This window comes from Bacillus sp. CGMCC 1.16607 (assembly GCF_042683745.1).
Lineage (GTDB): Bacteria > Bacillota > Bacilli > Bacillales > Cytobacillaceae > Pseudoneobacillus.
In genome coordinates this window covers 1-14,050 of the sequence record NZ_JBHUJX010000033.1, presented here as the reverse complement: position 1 = coordinate 14,050, position 14,050 = coordinate 1, and the positions used below count along the sequence as shown (strand labels likewise).

Below are 14,050 nucleotides of genomic sequence, written 5' to 3'. Positions count from 1 at the left end.
TGCATGGCAATTAAATTTCATTTAGATAGATTAATGTTTGAAAAAGGAAATATGAAAGTTCCAACCTTGCAAGAATTGAGCGGAGTAAACAAAAACACCCTATATGGAATTTATAAAGGGCAAATTACAAGGGTAGATGTTTCAGTAATAAACCGAATTTGTGTTGCATTAAAATGTCAACCAGGAGATCTAATGACATTCGTAGAGGACGAAGAGTGTTGAGTCTTTTTTTTTGGAACGCCTAAAATTTTATGCGAATATTGATTTATCAATACTTTAAGAGGACTCGACAATTTTGGTGAATCCTCTTTTTTTGCATAAAAATCCTGTATAAATTCCCCGGTTTGTATAAATTAATTAGCTTTTATCCAAATGCTGCAATTGCTTCTTTTATCGCTTTGACTAACTTATCTTTCCTGACTGGATCACCAAATATATTCGATCTTAGTAACCACTCATAATCTTTCTCGCTGTTCTCAAAGTTTATATCCCATGAAAAAGTAATAACAGGAATAGCAACGATATAACGGTCTGCATAAATGTCCTTCGTTACATACATAATTGCTTCAGTATCGTTATTAAATACTGAATCCTTAACATCAAAAACAATGGTTTTTAGGGCTTCAAGTCTCATCTTCTTCCTTCCCCCTTCTCGGTTAACTCAATAAACCAATCCAATAGTAATCCAGATGCTTCATAGTCGTTTTCAGAATGCCATTTAATATAACGTTTTTCTCTATCGTCTAATGAACGCCCTAGTCCTTTTTCTAATGCTTCGGTTAATTGTTTTTCTTGTATCTTAGGTTCCACAAATCTATATTGCTTATTAAAGTTAGGATGTAATTCCACTAAACCAAATTCGCTTGGATCTACAAGCGTACATGGATTAGATGTTTTATATTCGATTTTCTGCCCTTTAAATTTACTGTTTGGTACCTCTTCTAAATCAAATGCTACCCTGTCAGTTTCAATTTCATCTTGACCATAGCCTAAAACTTTGTATTCTTCTAAAATTTCACCTTTGTATACAGCGATTAAAGTATCTTGGTTATACAAACGAGCTGGGTTTATTCTCCATGCCCTTCTTGTACGTTCCTTTAAACCTTCTCTTGAATTCGGTACCTCATTAACTTTAATAACTATCATTATACAACCCTCTTTCAATTAATTTACTATATACTTACTAATAACATACAATAAATATACTATGCACATTCTTTTTAAGCAAGTATTTTTTTCATTAAATAAAAGAGGTCTCACCCAAGTTGGTGAATCCACGAATATTTGTATAATTTGTATTAGCGATGATATCGATATCATACAATGTAATACAACGAGTGTCGCACCATGCGCCGCAAGGGATTTAGTGTACAGTGTGCACTAGACTTAAGAATAGACACAAGAATAGTCCGAAGAACAGAATGATTATATCAGTAATAAAAAACGACCGAGACCTGGTCCGTCTCAGTCGTTTACCTTACATGAAAGTTTTTCCCTTTTTTAGTCCTCTTTTGAGGGCTTTTTTATTTTTATAATGAGTGTGACAGCAGCAATAACTAAAGTAGCTGTTTGGAAAAACATAAAAAAACCAAACGATATTATTGGTAAAGCGTCCATAGGATCCACCTCCTTAGTGGAGAATGTTCCAAATCGCTTTCATGTAGGTTTAATTTATTCTATTAACCTACTTGGCTTTATATTTCTTTAAAAATTTATTTGCAGGATTTTAATTTTTAAGGTAGAACGTATTTAAGAACGCTACTGGGAGGCGAATAAAAAAATGAGCGAAACGACTGAAAAAGCATACTCACCAAAGGAAATGAGCGTAACCTTAGATATTGGAGATAGCACACTTCGAAAGTGGTGTATTGCCTTAGAGAATAACGGCTACGGATTCATTCGGAATGATCAAAATAACCGTTTGTTTGTGGAAAGTGATTTAGTGGCACTCAGGCACTTTCAAAACCTAATTAAAACCCATAATATGCAATTAGAAAGTGCAGCAAAGCTTATTGTAGATAGATTTGGTAAAGGAGCGTTCGAGGTAGGAACGGGTGTCGTTCTCACGGAAAGCAAAGAGGAACAGCGTGATTTAAGCCGTTCTAATGATGAATTAGCGTCTCAAATGATTGAGTACATAAAAGGTCTGGAAGAACGTATGGATAAACAAGAAGAATTTAATAAAGCCTTGATTAAACGATTAGATCGCCAGCAGAAATACATTGAAGAACGGCTAGAAGAACGGGATAAACGCTTAGAAGAAAGAGATTTGATGTTTTTGGAGTCTATCAGAGCTTCCCAAGAGATTAAGCAACAGCTCCTACAAATTGCTTCAGCCAAGGAAGAAAAGAAAGGTTTTTGGGCTCGATTGTTTGGTAAATAAAAAGGGAGGTCCCATTTAACGGACTTCCCTTTACTATGAATGACCATGTTTTTTTTAGTCGTTTGTTTAAAAGATAAAAAAGACGAAGAATTACTATTCGTTTTTTTCTTGAGACATATGATCCTTTAGTGTGTTTTTTATAAAAGATAACTCAGCACTAAGTAAAGATTCAATCCGTTGGAGAGTCTCACACTCAACCTTTTTTGAAACAAATTCCATTTTTAAAAATTCAGGAATATCATTAGATTCATCATTCATGGAATCAGCTAAATTAAGTACATCTTGTTTTATTCGTCCAATCTCTTTCACCAGATAAATTTGAAAAACGAAGAGTGAATCTATTAATCGATTATGACCTGAACCCTCAAAATTTAGCATCGAAACCCCCTGTTTATTTTAATTTTACTTGTTTTTTGGTTTGTCACTACACATCATTTTTGTCACTACGTTTTAAATCTACAAATAAACAAAATTAATTGCTTAAGAAAAGCTTGAAGAATATATATTAAGTTCAATGCTTTATATTCAATACCCTCTTTATCATGTGGCTGGATTGCTAATTTTTTTTAATACTTATTTCATGTAAACAGCTACTAAATCAATACGTCCTTTTCCGTGCCCGAGGTCAGCGTGTATGGAATCTATAACAGCATTAACTTGATTATATAGAGCTTTTTCATCCTTAGTAAAACCAGTGTCCTTACGATTGCCAGCTTCATAATTAGCTACCATTCTATCAATTACTTGACGACCACTATGACCTATACCTTTTTGATCCAATCTGTCATTCAGTTGAGCCCTGGCATAGGAGTGACGATACCCATGACTACCGTTATAAGAGGACACTCCACCTTTAGCAGCTGCCGAACGATAAGCGTCTCTTGCAGTATTGTATTTTGCCCCCACATAACTATCACTACTCCTTCCACTGATCAGAGCACGAACTTGGTTTTCATATTCTGGGCGACATGGAGTTTCACGAGGGCGAGCACCTTTAGTTATTTTATTACCCACAGAAGCCACAAAATAGGTTGTATTTCCTCTTGTTTCAAAATTAGATACTCTTGCCTTAGCAGATTCTTCTAAACGCAAGCCAAAGGCATTCTGAACGGTAAAATTACCATGTACTTTACTGCCACTAGGAAGGTTGTCTCTAATCGATTGCACCTCTCTAGGAGAGTAAGAACGGTCTTGTGGTTTTTCACGTTCATTAGAGGATATAACCCTCTCTCTTGGAAGCCACTCTTTAGAAGCTTTACCACGGCTCTCTGACACCTTATTCATACCTTTAGACAAATGCCTTAGAGAAGTCTCTATATTGATCAAATGCCCCTTAGAAACGCCTGTAGAAGCCTTGTAATCTATATAATCCTTGTAATCTGTTTTATTAGCCTGGTATAGACCTTTACCACGTTCAGAACGCAACCATTTACCATACTCATTACAATTCTTATAATCATGGTTATTTTGCTTTAGGGAATGAATATTACCTTTATCTCCTTGCGCCTTGGAATCACGCTTTCCTTGACCTATACGATTGATTTTTTTTAATGCTTGATCCACTTCGTAAGTCACTCCAACTTTACCTCTTCTTGTCACATAGATACACCTCCATAGTCTTAGCTGATAACGGAACAGAAACCTCATAATAGGTACAGTAGTGTGTTCCAGAGCCATTAGGGTGCATCGTGTAAACGTCAGTACCTCTTTTAAAAATGACTACATCATTTCGTTCTTCTACCTCGAAGCCGTTAGCCTTGGCCTTTTCAATCTTTTGTTTATTAAACTCAAAATTAAGCATACTAAATACACTTCCATTCGCTTTGTAATGGTTCGGGTGACCCCTTCCCATAAGGTGACGATTCGAAAACCGTGAATCATCACCATATGGGAAGCTATCAGCCAAACAGAGTGTTCTTCCGCATGTGTTCGATTAAGACCTAAAAGTAAGCTCAAGCCGAAGCGAGCTAAGTAGCGATGACCATGCAATCATCTAATAAAGCTAAAAACCATCTTGTAACAATGCGGTTAGAGTTTAACCTGTCTTACCAGTTAGCCGACCGCCGGCAATTTGTTGCTTGTAAATAAAAAGAGTATACAGGCCCTATCTTTCATTGGTCTGTGTCAGCGTATTTTCTAAACCACCCGCCCCTGGTGATCGGCTCTTATCAGCTGCCTGCATTCTGGCTACATTTTGTTATAACGAAATATCGTAGCAAAATAGATCGTCAATACCTCTCATTCTAATTTTCATCTATATACAAAAAGTCCACGTATCTAGAAGGGGACACAAATACTGTTAAACAGTATTATTTTTGTGAAATCACCCTCTAGCCACGTGGACTTGAGTTTTTATTATTAAATTCCTCAGCTCTATGAGCTTACATTATAAAAAAACGCACTCACATAAGAGTATTTATTAAATAGAATACATCCAAAGATGCCATCGTCTAGTAAATCACTCGCAGCAAGACGCATGTCTCGCGCAACAAATAAGAAAATCAAAAAAATATTATATATAAATTATAACATTTATTAAGTAGTTTTTGTCAAAAGTATATTGAAACTTCCATAATTGACTTGTTAAATACGAGGCATTTATACGCCTCCAAAGAGCTACTCCGTTTCTTAAACAACACTTTCATTAAAAGTTAATAGTGAGTAAAAGGATTGCTTTAGAAAACTGGAGTGTTTGAAGGCATAAAAAAACTGAAGCCATCCATAATGGATGGCTTCAGTCTCCAAAAGAATAGCTTCGCAGTTCTTTTAGGAAAATTAAAAGAGAATAGCTTCGCAGTTCTCTTTTATAAATTTTTTAAGGAATAGCTTCGCATTTCCTTGAATTCAATTATGCTCATTTTTAATTTAAATATTCATAAGAAGAATAGCTTCGCATCTCTTCTTTTAAAGCCAGTGAATAGCTTCGCATTTCACTGTACCTTATACATACTACATCCCACATTTTTTTATGTCAATTCAATGACAAGACTACGTCTTGATAGTTTGCAACTTTTTGTTGAAAAATAGGCTAAAAGGACATACAATAAATATATAATTTATTATGAAGGGAAGAGTTGTATGGATTTCAACAAGCTCCCTAATCACCGAAAAGCTGATTTTTATAGAGAGGCTTATTTTGCCTGGAAAAGGGATGCATTCGATCACATGGGATTTTTTCCTATCTTCAACAATTTTAAAGAGGAATTTATTCTTAGAGAGTTATCCGGAAATGCCTTAAAGTTATATGTTTATTTAGGATTGAATTCTGGAAATAAGACCGGGGAAACGTGGACTAGTATAGAAAAAATATCCCAATATTTCGATAAGTCGCCACGTGCAATTAGTAATTGGATAAAAGAGCTGGAAAACCTACAACTGATTGAACGTATACAACTTAAACATAACGAGTCATCCCATACCTTTTTAAGACCATATGGAGAAAAGACCCTTTATGAAAAAAAATATTCCAGTAACATAACTAAATCTGAATAATAAATCAAGATATAAAAATTAAAGGGGCTTTATTAATGAAATCGTACATTCTATTTTTGGATGAAATTTTACCAATAGGAAATCTTCAATATTTTTGTTTGGCTGGTTTTGCAGTAGAACAAGATTTATATGCTAATAAAATTATTCCGGAGGTAAATAAGCTTAAGCAAGATCTATTTGGAAATACAACAGTGATTTTACATGAAGCAGAGATATGTCGACCTGAAAAAGGGACTCCATATGAAATATTTAGACAAGCCGAGAACAGAAACTATTACTGGGAAAAAATCAAAGAGATATTTCAGAATCATGATGTTCATATTTTAAGCGCCTCAATTCATGGACAAGACTTAAAATTGTTATACCCCACGATGAGAGATAAATACTTTATAGGTTTACAAATAATTTTGGAAAATTATGTGAATTTTCTAGAACGGCATAATGGAATTGGGAATGTAACTATTGAATCAAGGAATCAAAATCAAAATGAGCAGCTTCAGGGACATTTTTATAACTTACAAGCTACAGGTACTCTTTTTTATGAACCAAAATTACTTCAAAAACACTTGGGAACAATTAGTTTTCCCTTAAAAGAAGAAAATAATATTGGCTTACAATTAGCAGACATGGTTCCAAACTCTTTAAACCGAGATTTAAGTCAAGCAAAACAAAGAACAAAGGGTTTAATTAATGTTATTCATAGCAAAGCATATGACGGTTTAATTAAGGAAAAAAGCAGATTTGGTATTAAGGTTATTCCGTGAGGCTAATAAAATTGATGAAGAGCTTGTTTTAATTCACAAAAATAGCACCCTAGAAAAGGGTGCCTTGTCTTTGCACAAATTGAAATTTTTTCAAAAAAATATTACCACTCATCATCATCATCAGGAGTTTCAGTGTTTGAATCCAACGTACCATCTTCCGTATACCAATCAGTGGTACCATCCTCATTATCATACCCATAAAAGGTTTGTCCATCATCATCATTTACATCAATACGATCATAATCATCCTCATCCTTCGGATCCCAAAGTCCCATAAATTTAGCCACCTCCTTCGTGTATATAGTTTATATTAAATCACATCCATAGCACCGAAGCACACTCTAATTTGACAAAATCTTCTAAAAAAAGACGCCACCCTCTAGAGACCAGCAAGGCTAGTGCAGATGCGAAAAAGGAGAGAAGGAACTAAAGAGAAAGGAATCTTTTCAGATTACTTGTTGAATTATTCTTAGCGTATGTTTTTCCGCGAAAGGTGCCCCCCTTAACAAGTATTCTAATTAATTATTATCTTGAACTAAAAAGCACCAAAAACGTTCGTATTAGGGATTTTTAAAACAAACCCACCAGCAGGAGAAAATTACCTTTGTTTTTTTATTCAATTAAAACACGAGAAAATCTTAAAAAAGTTTATACATAGGACAGAACGCATTCAAATATAACTACTAAGATTTCACAGTTAGAGAGCGCTCGATCATCTCTCCTTTGTATCATTTAACCTTGGTCTATTGACACAATATCTTTTCCTCGATATGATTGGGTTATAAGTGTATCAAATACATGTATCATAATTATTGATTGAAGGGTGAGTGGCATGTCAGTATTTGGCTATGCAAGAACTTCTACTTTACACCAGAACATTGAAGGCCAAGTGAACCAACTGAAGCAAGCAGGGGCAGAACACATATTTGAAGACCAAAAGAGTGGAAAGGACCTGGACAGAGAAGGTCTTGAAAATCTTCTTTCTAAGCTGAATAAAGGTGATACACTCATGGTTACAAAGATGGATCGAATAGCCAGGAATGTAAAGGAAGGTATCGGGCTTATTGATGAACTAACAAACATGGGTATCAAGCTACATGTACTTAATATGGGATTATTTGACGGTAGTCCCACAAGTAAGTTAATAACGAATATCCTTTTATCCGTAGCTGATTGGGAAAGAGAAATGATGTTAGAAAGACAACGAAGCGGAATTGAAGATGCAAAGAAGGCTGGAAAGTACAAAGGCAGACCACAAAAATACACAGCGAGAAACAAGGGGATGCAACATGCCTTGGAACTATTCCATAACAGGAATACAAATGGCATGACAGTCAATGAGATTGCTGATATTACAAAAATAAGCAGAGCTACCCTATATAGGGCAAGTAAACGAAAAAAATAGAAAAATATGACGTTATTTGTAGCTTTACACTATACAAAAAAAAATAGTTTTGAGATACTAGATTTAGAGATTTTATGAAAGATGAAAACAGAAAAAATAAAAGGAAGTTCAATAGAGTCAAGTAGTTTCGCGGCTACCCCTATCAAACTTCCGTGGCATTTACTAAGATGGATCTACCAAATCTATCTTAGCAAAAAAGAAAATAAGTTTTTTTGTGTTACCTACTTTGTAATATTACCAAAAAGGTTTCTTTGTGTAAATAAAGATAACTTGTTTTTGGTACGTTTTTGATAACTTTTACTTTGTAGGTAAATTATTAGTTGGTTATGTATTATATACGATAACCTAGATACTAAAATACACACGTTAAAATTTTGCCTTTGCCTCGGAATTTTTGATATAAAACTACTTCTCTAGCTTCCTAGATTCACTAGGAAGCTTTTTTATTGTCAAAAACGAGATAAGGAGCAAATAACATGGAAAATAATCAAGAGATAGTAATGTCTCCAGAAGCTATAGAAGCTCGTCGAGAGTATATGCGTGAGTGGAGAAAAAACAATCCTGAAAAAGTTAAAAAACATAACAAGAAAAATAAAGCTCGATATTGGGAGAAAAAAGCTATTGAAAAGGGATTAAAGACTAAATAAATACAGAACGGAGGCGATAAAATGACATTACTTTTAGATACGCTGATTAAAGCTCCAGACTTTACAAAAATACCTGAAGAACTCAAACAAATTCCACAGTGGGTTTTGTGGAAGTCACGGGAAAAGACAGATAAAAATGGCGTAGAATACCTTACAAAAGAACCATGTTCATTAGATGGGAAAATGGATATTAACTGGACTGATAAAAAAAATTGGAACTCATTCGACACCGTAAAGAAAGTATATGAACAGGGTGGATTCAATGGTGTAGGAATCGTTATTAATGGCAATAACAATCTAGTTTGTGTTGACCTAGATGATTTCAAGGACATAAACAACATACCAGCCGAAAAATACAATTTGACACTTTATTCATATACAGAAAAAAGTCCAAGTGGAAATGGCTTGCATATATGGATAGAAGGCGTTAAGCCATCATGGGTTGGCACTAAAAAGAATGGCGTTGAGTTCTTTGGCAGTAGTAACAAATTTTTAACTGTAACAGGTGATGTATTTACAGATCTACCAGTGAAAAAAAATCAAAAACTCATTAACTATATTGCAGATAAATACTTCCAAGAAGACAAAAAAAAATCATCTAATAACGGTCAAGAGGTGGGCAGACCTTCAAGACAATTAGATGACGATACCGTTTTAAATAAAATGTTTAACGCTAAAAACGGAAAGAAAATCGCTGATTTGTTTAATGGATCCACAAGTAGCAGTTATAGCAGTGATTCAGAAGCAGATTTAGCAATGTGCAATTATCTAGCTTACTGGACAAACGGAAATGCTGAACAAATGGACAGGCTTTTCCGTAGATCAGCGTTATATCGTGCTAAGTGGGATAAAAAAAATGCAGGTTCAACATATGGATTAAATACCATAGAGAAGGCTCTTTCCAGCCTTAAAATTAATAAAAGTATATCAGATTCAGCCCCTACAGTAAAAGATACAACCAAAAAAAACGAAGCAACAACAAATTACTTCGAAGGAAAAACATTCATTCCTTCACGTTTAGCGCGCGATATTATGAAAAACTTAAAAATGATTTTTGATGGCAGCCAGTTATATTTGTATGAAAATGGTGTTTACCGTGGGACTGGCGAAATGATTGTCAGACAGGAAGCTATGAAGAAATTAGTAGAACGATTCAAAAAATCACATGTTACAGAAACCATTTATTACATAGAAACAGCCACTTATAAAGAGGTTGATAATGTAAATAAAGATGATCGCTTTATTAATGTGAAAAACGGATTACTTGATTGGCGTACAGGGGAATTAAATCCTCATGACCCTAATATTTTTACCACTATTCAGCTTCCTGTTGAATACAATCCAGCTGCACAATGTCCGAACATTAACCATTTTCTACAAACAACTGTTCCAATCGATACTATACCGATGTTATTAGAATGGTTTGGATATAGCATGATACCTAGTACACGTTTTCAAAAAGCCTTAATGCTAACTGGTAGTGGGAATAATGGGAAAAGTATTTTTATAGATTTATTTCAACGTTTTCTAGGTACTGATAATTTATCAAATATTCCATTACAAGATTTAGAGCATAACAGATTTAAACTAGCTCAATTATATGGTAAATTAGCGAATGTTTTTGCTGATATTCCAGCAACAGCGCTAGATAAGTCAAGTATCTTCAAAACTGTTGTTACTGGTGACCGCGTGAGTGCAGAATTTAAAGGTCGTGATAGCTTCGACTTCAAACCTTTCTCACGTTTACTTTTTTCAGCTAATGAGTTACCAAGATCTTCAGACCTAACTCATGGATTTTTTAGACGTTGGTTAATCGTTCCTTTTCCACATAAATTTGGCGAAGGGGGAAAACCAGCTGATATTAACTTATTAGATAAAGTTACAACAAAAGAAGAATTGAGTGGTCTTTTAAATCTTGCCATCGAAGGATTAAGAAGATTAGATAAACAAAAGTCTTTTACTGTAAATGAAACGACAACAAAGGCAACAGAAGACTATAAAAAGGAAATCGATAACGTAGCCACTTTCTTAGATGAAATGTGCATCATTGGCGAAAATCAATTTGTAGAAAAGCAAAAAATCTACAACGCTTATGATCGATGGTGTTTCGATAGTGGATATAAACCATTAGGAAAAATAAAGTTTTTTCAGCGTTTAGAGGGGAAAGTAAATATCGTTTCTTATCGTAGTAATTCCAAAGCTCCTTGGAATTACAGAAACATAGGTCTGTTAACAGCTTTTAGTTAAAATTCTAGTCTATAATTTTCTTTTTTATTAGCTTAGTAGCAAAAGTTGTAGCAAAAGTTTGATGTTTAGTAGCAAAAGTTGTAGCAAGAGTTTAGGGGTTAGTAGCAAAACTTTAGTTCACTAAAATGTAGTCTTTAACCCTTGATATGTAAGTGTTTAACACTAATAAGTAGCAAAAGTTGCAATACTTTTTTCACTTAATTGATTTTTTAAATTAAAAAATATTTTTATTTATATATATAAAAAAAATATATATAAAGTTATTTATGGAGTTGAAAAACTTTTGCAACTTTTGCTACTAACCTTAACAAACTATTGGTAAATCAACATTCTTAGTAGCAAAAGTTTGCTTTTTTACACCCCAAACTTTTGCTCAAACTTTTGCTACTATCCTTAAACTTTTGCTACTACAACCCAAGCCCCCTTGTGGTGACTTTAAACAGATGGCAACAATACTTGTATTTTTAGGTAGGAGGGAAACGTTGTGATAGAGGAAATAGATATAATTAGATTCCCGATAAACGGTAAAGGTATAAAAAAAGTACAACTTTTTGGTAGGAATACATGGATCATTACTAATGAGGAGGTAACTAAAAAAGTAGAAGAAGCTTTAAATCGGGGGTATATATGTTATGACAAGATGAATGGTGGTCTTGGATTTTTTTTTCATCTACGAGACACATATTTCTATTACTGTCAAAAATACGATCAAGTGGCTAACGAATTATATGTATATGAGCGCCAAAACAGAGTGATTTTTTGTTCTGATAATATGACCAGTTCAAGACGTGTTTTTAGTTGTGATCTAAATTTAGTTGAACGAGAAATTAGTACTTATGCAAAAATGAATTGGGAAACATACAATAAATTCTATTTACCAAAACACTTGCAAAAATTTAGTGATCAAAACGACTTGTACGTGTTTGATAATAGAAAGGTAGCCTTTTCTTTTTTGCTGAGTGACACTCAAATGTTCACATATATAAAAAAGAAATTTATTGAGGTTGGAAACAAGTTTGAAAAACCTGATAAATTTTCCATTTAATCTTTAAAAAATAGACATTGCCGACGCTCATATAATTAATAAATATTATTTTATAATTAACAGACTGAACCATGTGGAGGGAAATAATTCTTTTGAGTATAACTAATGACAATTTGATTCCTTTTACAGTAATACCATATAAATTGAAAGACAAATATGAAATCAATAGATACCATCCTGCAACTTCAGCTTTTCATAATCCGTCTTACTTTCAAAAAAATGTTGTTCGATATGTAAAAGCTTTCACTGAATATGCGAATTATCAAAAATTAAAAGTTGCTGAAGATATAGCCCATTCCTTTAATGCTGTTTTAGTTCCTAGAACACTTCTACATTCCAGAAGAAAAATAATGTTTAAGGATAAGAGAGTACAAGTAGGAAAATTAGTCTATTATGTAATTCCTTTAAATCAGTTGACCGAAGGTGAGAAAGAAAAAATCTCTATATATTCAGAGGAACAGGAATAGGGGGAGCGTCAGGATTATGCGGATTTGCAAAGTTAGGATAGAATCTCTTGTATTAATAGGGTTATGGCTTATCTCAAAAATCTTATCGTTGTTAAATCCTTTATTTTTAACACTGCAAACAGCTTAGCATTGTAAATACACATAATCCTGACGCTACCCCAAGAAGGAAAAAAAATTTTCTTGCTCTGCATTTAAGATCTACTATACAATTAGAAAGAAGAACTAATTCAATATGCTGGCGAGAAAAACTCGAGGCACTAATTTTTAGCATTTTTTTGCTATAAATTAGTGCCTTTTTTATTTCTCACTTAAAAAACCCTATATGAAAGACTATATATTAGAAGATTGGAGGGGTTTAGCAGTGTTATTGCAGATTGATAAAACAGGAAATAAAGTCGTACTACATGTCGAACTGAAAACATGGTTTATAGCACTTTTAGCAGGAAGTTTTCCTGCAGGAGGATTCTTACTTCAATTTCTCTAGGATCCTATCAATTTACATAATTTCCAGTATGGGAAGTTGTAATTTTAAAGAGTATTGTGTTATCAACACTTTTAAGAAAGTCATTTTCCCCCTGGAATACATAATTTTATACATCCTTGGTATATCAACGTTTTTAAGGGAGATGAAAACAATTCATCTCCCTCTTTTTTGCGTAAATTCCTGCATATCGTTTCGTAGTTGCTACATCATTCTTTAAATAAAATTCCGTACTTTTTATTAAGGCTTGATACCCCGAATATAAAAAAAGCTTAGGGATTTTTCCTCCTAAGCTTTTAATGTATTGAATCCGTTAAATCCAATGTTCTTTTTGGTAACAACTTAGGTTGCACCTGCAATTTTATTGAATCTTTCCAAAAGAATTCTTTAAATTTTCTATATAACCCCACTGGCTTTTCTTCCTGTTTTTGTTATTCCGGTTTCTACATATTGGATCCAATAGTTTAAATCATCTTGAGTACAACCAAGCTCTAGTAATTCTGTAGGAAATGTAGAAAAGTTTTCTTTCCAACTATACATTTTTTTAGCAGCTTTATCTTTTCTCCCAAAACCATATAATGTTCTTCTGGAGGCAAGCCCTTTGTAAGACATTTCATAGGCAACTAAATAAATATAAGCATTTCCTTTTGCTTTAGCAGTTTGTAAATACAAATAAATCACCTCATAATACATTTTTTTGCATACTAAATGATAAAAATTACAATAAATAGGGTTGAAAATACAATGAAGTTTGTATTTTCCATCTTGTTTATTGTACACAAATAGAATAATTCGGTCAATATTATGATTTAACGGCGATTGTTTTGTTCACATGATGTATGTAAAATGTACATATATACATAGATTACAAAGATATGAGGTATATGCATGGCAATTAAATTTCATTTAGATAGATTAATGTTTGAAAAAGGAAATATGAAAGTTCCAACCTTGCAAGAATTGAGCGGAGTAAACAAAAACACCCTATATGGAATTTATAAAGGGCAAATTACAAGGGTAGATGTTTCAGTAATAAACCGAATTTGTGTTGCATTAAAATGTCAACCAGGAGATCTAATGACATTCGTAGAGGACGAAGAGTGTTGAGTCTTTTTTTTT

18 protein-coding genes are annotated in these 14,050 nt (G+C 33.5%); 11 read left to right on the top strand and 7 right to left on the bottom strand.

Going from position 1 to position 14,050, the window contains the following annotated elements; all coding sequences use genetic code 11:
- A partial coding sequence (locus ACFSO7_RS22450) for a helix-turn-helix domain-containing protein (protein ID WP_377879676.1) occupies positions 1-222 on the top strand: 222 nt, incomplete at its 5' end.
- Positions 223-364: 142 nt separating this feature from the next.
- Here the strand turns inward: ACFSO7_RS22450 and ACFSO7_RS22445 are convergent.
- Positions 365-634, bottom strand: a complete 270-nt coding sequence (locus ACFSO7_RS22445) for a hypothetical protein (protein ID WP_377879674.1) — start codon at positions 632-634, stop codon at positions 365-367.
- Positions 631-1,146, bottom strand: coding sequence for a hypothetical protein (locus ACFSO7_RS22440; RefSeq protein WP_377879673.1), 516 nt, complete (start codon positions 1,144-1,146; stop codon positions 631-633). Before ACFSO7_RS22440 ends, ACFSO7_RS22445 begins: the two co-directional genes overlap by 4 nt.
- A gap of 634 nt (positions 1,147-1,780) precedes the next feature.
- Here ACFSO7_RS22440 and ACFSO7_RS22435 point away from each other — a divergent pair.
- Positions 1,781-2,383 carry a DUF3967 domain-containing protein gene (locus tag ACFSO7_RS22435; protein ID WP_377879672.1) on the top strand — a complete coding sequence of 201 codons (603 nt, stop codon included), beginning with the start codon at positions 1,781-1,783 and terminating at the stop codon, positions 2,381-2,383.
- A 93-nt stretch (positions 2,384-2,476) separates the two neighbouring features.
- On the opposite strand, the gene ACFSO7_RS22430 is transcribed toward ACFSO7_RS22435, so the two are convergent.
- From ACFSO7_RS22430 to ACFSO7_RS22420, 3 genes are all read right to left on the bottom strand, one after another.
- Complete coding sequence (locus ACFSO7_RS22430) at positions 2,477-2,761, bottom strand: hypothetical protein (protein WP_377879671.1); 285 nt, start codon at positions 2,759-2,761, stop codon at positions 2,477-2,479.
- 195 nt (positions 2,762-2,956) lie between these two features.
- Complete coding sequence (locus ACFSO7_RS22425; RefSeq protein ID WP_377879670.1) at positions 2,957-3,982, bottom strand: integrase; 1,026 nt, start codon at positions 3,980-3,982, stop codon at positions 2,957-2,959.
- The gene (locus ACFSO7_RS22420; protein WP_377879669.1) at positions 3,966-4,289 is read right to left on the bottom strand and encodes a hypothetical protein; all 324 of its coding nucleotides are present in this window, start codon (positions 4,287-4,289) and stop codon (positions 3,966-3,968) included. Before ACFSO7_RS22420 ends, ACFSO7_RS22425 begins: the two co-directional genes overlap by 17 nt.
- Before the next feature lie 1,172 nt (positions 4,290-5,461).
- Here ACFSO7_RS22420 and ACFSO7_RS22415 point away from each other — a divergent pair.
- Entirely contained in the window at positions 5,462-5,875 is a 414-nt protein-coding gene (locus tag ACFSO7_RS22415; RefSeq protein WP_377879668.1) for a helix-turn-helix domain-containing protein, read from the top strand.
- A 35-nt stretch (positions 5,876-5,910) separates the two neighbouring features.
- Positions 5,911-6,639 carry a DUF3800 domain-containing protein gene (locus ACFSO7_RS22410; RefSeq protein ID WP_377879667.1) on the top strand — a complete coding sequence of 243 codons (729 nt, stop codon included), beginning with the start codon at positions 5,911-5,913 and terminating at the stop codon, positions 6,637-6,639.
- A 101-nt stretch (positions 6,640-6,740) separates the two neighbouring features.
- Here the strand turns inward: ACFSO7_RS22410 and ACFSO7_RS22405 are convergent, their stop codons facing one another.
- The gene (locus ACFSO7_RS22405) at positions 6,741-6,914 is read right to left on the bottom strand and encodes a hypothetical protein (RefSeq protein ID WP_377879666.1); all 174 of its coding nucleotides are present in this window, start codon (positions 6,912-6,914) and stop codon (positions 6,741-6,743) included.
- A 557-nt stretch (positions 6,915-7,471) separates the two neighbouring features.
- On the opposite strand from ACFSO7_RS22405, the gene ACFSO7_RS22400 reads away from it, so the two are divergent.
- The 6 genes from ACFSO7_RS22400 to ACFSO7_RS22375 all read left to right on the top strand — a co-directional run bounded on the left by ACFSO7_RS22400 (position 7,472) and on the right by ACFSO7_RS22375 (position 12,934).
- Entirely contained in the window at positions 7,472-8,044 is a 573-nt protein-coding gene (locus ACFSO7_RS22400; RefSeq protein WP_377879665.1) for a recombinase family protein, read from the top strand.
- A gap of 476 nt (positions 8,045-8,520) precedes the next feature.
- Positions 8,521-8,691, top strand: coding sequence for a hypothetical protein (locus tag ACFSO7_RS22395; protein ID WP_377879664.1), 171 nt, complete (start codon positions 8,521-8,523; stop codon positions 8,689-8,691).
- Positions 8,692-8,712: 21 nt separating this feature from the next.
- The gene (locus ACFSO7_RS22390) at positions 8,713-10,938 is read left to right on the top strand and encodes a phage/plasmid primase, P4 family (protein ID WP_377879663.1); all 2,226 of its coding nucleotides are present in this window, start codon (positions 8,713-8,715) and stop codon (positions 10,936-10,938) included.
- A gap of 484 nt (positions 10,939-11,422) precedes the next feature.
- A complete protein-coding gene (locus tag ACFSO7_RS22385; protein WP_377879662.1) occupies positions 11,423-11,983 on the top strand; it encodes a hypothetical protein in 561 nt (186 codons plus the stop codon).
- A 92-nt stretch (positions 11,984-12,075) separates the two neighbouring features.
- Positions 12,076-12,450, top strand: coding sequence for a hypothetical protein (locus ACFSO7_RS22380; protein WP_377879661.1), 375 nt, complete (start codon positions 12,076-12,078; stop codon positions 12,448-12,450).
- 361 nt (positions 12,451-12,811) lie between these two features.
- Positions 12,812-12,934 carry a hypothetical protein gene (locus ACFSO7_RS22375; protein ID WP_377879660.1) on the top strand — a complete coding sequence of 41 codons (123 nt, stop codon included), beginning with the start codon at positions 12,812-12,814 and terminating at the stop codon, positions 12,932-12,934.
- A 393-nt stretch (positions 12,935-13,327) separates the two neighbouring features.
- On the opposite strand, the gene ACFSO7_RS22370 is transcribed toward ACFSO7_RS22375, so the two are convergent.
- A complete protein-coding gene (locus ACFSO7_RS22370) occupies positions 13,328-13,603 on the bottom strand; it encodes a hypothetical protein (protein ID WP_377879659.1) in 276 nt (91 codons plus the stop codon).
- Positions 13,604-13,819: 216 nt separating this feature from the next.
- Between ACFSO7_RS22370 and ACFSO7_RS22365 the strand changes: the two genes are divergently transcribed.
- Positions 13,820-14,038, top strand: coding sequence for a helix-turn-helix domain-containing protein (locus ACFSO7_RS22365; RefSeq protein ID WP_377879658.1), 219 nt, complete (start codon positions 13,820-13,822; stop codon positions 14,036-14,038).
- Positions 14,039-14,050: the final 12 nt, after the last annotated feature.

Coding starts and splice junctions, on each gene's coding strand:
- ACFSO7_RS22445 (WP_377879674.1), bottom strand. CDS start 634: ATGAGACTTGAAGCCCTAAAAACCATTGTTTTTGATGTTAAGGATTCA.
- ACFSO7_RS22440 (WP_377879673.1), bottom strand. CDS start 1,146: ATGATAGTTATTAAAGTTAATGAGGTACCGAATTCAAGAGAAGGTTTA.
- ACFSO7_RS22435 (WP_377879672.1), top strand. CDS start 1,781: ATGAGCGAAACGACTGAAAAAGCATACTCACCAAAGGAAATGAGCGTA.
- ACFSO7_RS22430 (WP_377879671.1), bottom strand. CDS start 2,761: ATGCTAAATTTTGAGGGTTCAGGTCATAATCGATTAATAGATTCACTC.
- ACFSO7_RS22415 (WP_377879668.1), top strand. CDS start 5,462: ATGGATTTCAACAAGCTCCCTAATCACCGAAAAGCTGATTTTTATAGA.
- ACFSO7_RS22410 (WP_377879667.1), top strand. CDS start 5,911: ATGAAATCGTACATTCTATTTTTGGATGAAATTTTACCAATAGGAAAT.
- ACFSO7_RS22405 (WP_377879666.1), bottom strand. CDS start 6,914: ATGGGACTTTGGGATCCGAAGGATGAGGATGATTATGATCGTATTGAT.
- ACFSO7_RS22400 (WP_377879665.1), top strand. CDS start 7,472: ATGTCAGTATTTGGCTATGCAAGAACTTCTACTTTACACCAGAACATT.
- ACFSO7_RS22395 (WP_377879664.1), top strand. CDS start 8,521: ATGGAAAATAATCAAGAGATAGTAATGTCTCCAGAAGCTATAGAAGCT.
- ACFSO7_RS22390 (WP_377879663.1), top strand. CDS start 8,713: ATGACATTACTTTTAGATACGCTGATTAAAGCTCCAGACTTTACAAAA.
- ACFSO7_RS22365 (WP_377879658.1), top strand. CDS start 13,820: ATGGCAATTAAATTTCATTTAGATAGATTAATGTTTGAAAAAGGAAAT.